This is a genomic window from Streptomyces sp. SID5785 (assembly GCF_009870065.1).
Lineage (GTDB): Bacteria > Actinomycetota > Actinomycetes > Streptomycetales > Streptomycetaceae > Streptomyces.
The window spans coordinates 1-4,004 of record NZ_WWIA01000437.1; the positions used below are offsets into that span (position 1 = coordinate 1).

The 4,004-nt window shown below is 74.9% G+C and carries 4 protein-coding genes and 1 pseudogene; 2 read left to right on the forward strand and 3 right to left on the reverse strand.

The window, feature by feature from the left end; all coding sequences use genetic code 11:
• A pseudogene (locus GTW43_RS14525) lies at positions 1–214 on the forward strand (hypothetical protein); the annotation flags it as partial.
• Positions 215–271: 57 nt separating this feature from the next.
• On the opposite strand, the gene GTW43_RS14530 reads toward GTW43_RS14525, so the two are convergent.
• On the reverse strand, positions 272–838 hold the full coding sequence (locus GTW43_RS14530; protein ID WP_161302241.1) for a TetR/AcrR family transcriptional regulator: 567 nt from the start codon (positions 836–838) through the stop codon (positions 272–274).
• 239 nt (positions 839–1,077) lie between these two features.
• Here GTW43_RS14530 and GTW43_RS14535 point away from each other — a divergent pair, with 239 nt between their 5' ends.
• Positions 1,078–2,178 (forward strand): hypothetical protein, encoded by a 1,101-nt coding sequence (locus GTW43_RS14535; RefSeq protein WP_161302242.1) that lies wholly within the window; start codon positions 1,078–1,080, stop codon positions 2,176–2,178.
• A 115-nt stretch (positions 2,179–2,293) separates the two neighbouring features.
• Here the strand turns inward: GTW43_RS14535 and GTW43_RS14540 are convergent, their stop codons facing one another.
• A complete protein-coding gene (locus tag GTW43_RS14540; protein ID WP_161302244.1) occupies positions 2,294–2,887 on the reverse strand; it encodes a DUF4291 domain-containing protein in 594 nt (197 codons plus the stop codon).
• A 116-nt stretch (positions 2,888–3,003) separates the two neighbouring features.
• A partial coding sequence (locus GTW43_RS14545) for a LacI family DNA-binding transcriptional regulator (protein WP_202501440.1) occupies positions 3,004–4,004 on the reverse strand: 1,001 nt, incomplete at its 5' end.

Here is a 4,004-nt window from a genome sequence, read left to right on the forward strand (position 1 = left end):
GGTCGATGCCGTGCGCGACCGCCGGGCCGGGTGCAGGGAGTCGTACGTGAACGCGCAGGAGCCGCCGGAGGCCGCCTGGCCCGAGTACCGGAGGTATCTCGACCACGTGATGACGTGCGAGGAGTGCGCCCGGGTGCCGAAGCGCTGCGCCGTGGGCGAGCGGCTCAACCGCGCCTATCGCGCGGCCGTCGGCCGGGACACGGGCCGGGACTGACACACCCCCGCTGCCGGATTCCGTGCGCGCGGGGCGCTCTCTCCGGTCCGGCCGGACTCACAGCAGCCGGTCGACCAGTCCGTCGACGTACTCCGGGGTGAGCGGGCCCATGCCGAACAGCACCCGGATGTACATCGGGGCCAGGACGTGGTCCAGCACGCCGAACGCGTCCGGCGCCTGTTCACCCCGGTCACGGGCCCGGTCGAGCATGGTCTGCAACTGCCGGGTCCGCTCGGTGCGCAGGGCGTCCCGCGCCTGCCGGCCCTTCTCGCCGGTCCCGGACAGCGCGACCGCCAGGTGCAGCACCGCGGGGCCGTCCGGTCCGGTGATCTCACGGGCCACCTGGGCGGCGTACGTGCGCAGGTCCCCGGCGAGGCTCCCGGTGTCGGGCATCGGCGACTGCGCGTCGAGGCGGGCGAGGACCACCTCGGAGAGCAGGGCCTCCAGGTTCCCCCAGCGGCGGTAGATGCTGCTGTCGGCCACGCCCGCGCGGGCCGCGACCTCGCCGACGGTGAACGCGCCGTAGCCGCGCTCACCGATCAGCTCCGTCACCGCCCGGTGCACGTCCGCACCGACCCGGGCACTGCGTCCGCCCGGGCGCCGGGCAGGCTGTCGCTCGTTCATGGGCCCACCCTAACCGTTAACGCAGCCTGCCCTGGCGTTTGCGGACTGCTTCCGACGCAGCCGCGACCGACCCGCGCGACCGGAGAGACCGAGGGGACCGGGGAGACTGGGGAGACCGGGGAGAGACCGGGGCTCCACCGAAAGTCTTCCGGGGACCCGCCCGGAGCGATACTTTCGTCGCCGTCGCGCAGCCCGGCGCAGGCCGCGCACGCGGTGCGCCGGTCCCTAGCGTGAGCGGCATGTCCGCATCCACAGCCGAACGCCGCGGCGGCGCGCGCCGGGCGGTGGCGCTGTTCTTCCTGGCGCCGCTCGTCGGCGAGTACCTGCTCGGCAACACCCCGGTCACCGAACCGTTCGCCCTGCTGCTCTTCGCCCCCATGTACGGCGGCGGCGCCGTCCTGATCCACGAGGCGGCCCGCCGCACCGGCCGCGGCTGGCCGACGATGCTCGTGCTCGCGGCCGCGTACGCCCTCCTGGAGGAGGGGCCCGTCGACATGATGCTGTGGAATCCGGTCTACGGGGGCTTCGACATCGGTGACGCGTACGCGGGCAGCTACGTGCCCGGCCTCGGCACGAGTCTGCAGCTGCTCCAGGACTCGCTGACGCTGCACACGGTGTGGAGCATCTGCGTGCCGATCGCGCTGGTCGAGGCGTGGGACGCCCGGTCGGGGCCGCGGCCGTGGCTCGGCGGACGCGGGACGGTCCTGGTGGGGGCGGTCTTCCTGCTCGGCGTCACGGGGCTGTGCGCGATGCAGATCGCGGGCACGGGCTTCGTCGCCTCGCCCGCGCAGTTCGCCTGGTCCGGCGGTGTGATCGTGGCGCTGGTCGTGCTCGCGTTCCGGCTGGGCCGCCGGCCGGCCGTACCGCGCCGGGAGCGGGCGCCGCGCCCGGTCGTGGTGGCCGCGGCGGCGCTGGCGGTGACCAGCGTGTACTGGCTGCGCGACCTGTTCCTCGGCGAGGACGCGCCGTGGCTGCTGTGCGGGGCCTGGTGCGCGGTCGTCGCGGGCTGCGTGGCGCTCGGCGCCCGCTGGGCCCGCGCCGCGGACTGGGGTCCGGCGCACCGGCTCGCCCTGGCCGGCGGCGCGCTGCTCACGTACGTGTGGTCGGGACCGGTGACGGCCGTCCAGTCGGGGACCCCGGTGCAGGTGGCCCTGGCCGGTGGGGCGGCGCTGGGCGCGGGCGCGCTGTGGATCCTGTACCGGGGACGGCGGACGGCAGGAGCGGCGGCGGGCACCCCGGGCCTCGGGGGCGACGGCGCCGCGGCGGGTGCGGGCAGCGCGCGCACGGATCCGGACCGCGCGGTGACCGCGGACGACCGAGCGCACACGGCGGACCGCTGACCGCGGACCGGTGACGCCGGACCGGTGACGCCGGACCGGTGACGACCAGCCGCCGGTAGCCGGCCGCTGACAACCACGGGCCGGGGCGGGCGCTCCGGGATCCGACGGGCCGTGGTCAGCGCCGCAGATGGTCCAACAGCCCCTCGGGCACCGGATACGCCCGCTCCTGCGGCAACAGCCGCGCGGCACCCTCCGTGTCGCCCGCCCGCACGAGCCCGTGGATCTCGTGGGCCAGCGGCGTCACGTCGGTGAGGGACACCGTCCACACGTCGGCGTAACGGCGCACCGCCTCACCGGAGAGGCCCAGTTGCAGGGACCGGTGAGGCAGCGGATCGAGGTGCAGGTCGCGCTCGGGGTCCCACTGGACCCGGGCCGGGGCGCGGCGCAACTCCCGCTTCCAGGAGGCGAGATCCTCGTGGAGTCCCGGCTGGTAGTGGGAGAGGCTCGCGTGCCGCAGCGCCCACTCGAAGCCTTCGCGGGTGATCTCGACGGCCAGCACGGTCTCCTGACCCTCCTTGGCCGCCCAGCCGCAGCGGTACATCATCCAGAGGAAGGACGGCTTGATCCACGTCATCCGGTCCCGCTTCCAGGTCTCCGGGAAGCGCCCCTCGCGGACGGCGGCGAGCCCGATCTCCGGGCGGTAGGCCTGGTAGACGGTGAGGGTGTCGTCGGTGTGACGGGCGCGGATCTGCTGTCGGTCGTGGTGCACCGCGCCAGCATGCGGGGCGACCGGCCGGGACCGCCAGCGATTTCCACCGCAGTGCGGGGCGTCATGGGCCCGGGACGGCACACCTCATCCGACGGACCGTCACCAGCCGGGCCGGGTCAGCCTCCTGAGCTCTCCCGGACGATCAGCTCGTGGCCGACGACGTGGTCCTGGAAGGTGGCCGCGTCCGGTGCGTCGATCCGGTCGAGGAGCAGCGCCACCGCGGCGCGGGCGATCTCCCTCTTGTCGGGGGCGACCGTCGTGAGGCTCGGCACGCTGAAGCGGGACGCCTCGATGTCGTCGAAGCCCACCACGTCCAGCTCGCCGGGGACACCGTGGCCCCGCTCGTGCAGGGCGCGCAGCGCGCCCAGCGCCAGATGGTCGTTGAGGCAGAGCAGGGCGTCGGGGCGCGGGGCGGCGTCGACCAGGGCGAGCGCGGCGCGCGCGCCGTCCTTCCAGTGGTAGGCGTCCACCGGCACGACGAGAGCGGCATCGAAGGGAACGCCGGCTTCCGCGAGGGCCTGCCGGTACCCCTCGGTGCGCAGCCGGTCGGTGCCCTGCCGGCCGCGCACGGCGCCGCCGACGACGGCGACGCGGCGACGGCCCTGGGCCAGCAGGTGGGCGGTGGCCTCGCGCGCGGCCCGGACGTTGTCGATGGCGACGTGGTCGGCGCCGCTCTCGGCCGGGCGCTCGCCGAGCAGCACGACGGGCAGCCGCCGGTCGCGGGTGGCGAGGTCGCGGGGCTGGAGGGCGAGCGGGCTGAGCACGACGCCGTCGGTGAACTGGGCGTCGAAGCCGTGCAGCGCGGCCAGTTCGCGTTCGCGCACGCCGCCCGTCTGGTGCAGCAGGACCGTCAGGCCGCGCCGGTCGGCCTCGGTCATCACATGCTTGGCGAGCTCGGAGAAGTAGGCGACGTCGAGCTCGGGGACGGCCAGCGTGATCATGCCGGTGCGGCCCTGACGCAGTTGCCGGCCCGCGATGTTGACCCGGTAGCCCAGGGCGTCGATCGCCTCGCGCACGGCCTCGCGGGTCCGGTCGGAGACGTGCTCGAAGTCGTTGATGACGTTGGAGACGGTCTTGGGCGAGACGCCCGCGTACTCCGCCACGTCCTTGATCCTGG

Coding starts and splice junctions, on each gene's coding strand:
- GTW43_RS14530 (WP_161302241.1), bottom strand. CDS start 838: ATGAACGAGCGACAGCCTGCCCGGCGCCCGGGCGGACGCAGTGCCCGG.
- GTW43_RS14535 (WP_161302242.1), top strand. CDS start 1,078: ATGTCCGCATCCACAGCCGAACGCCGCGGCGGCGCGCGCCGGGCGGTG.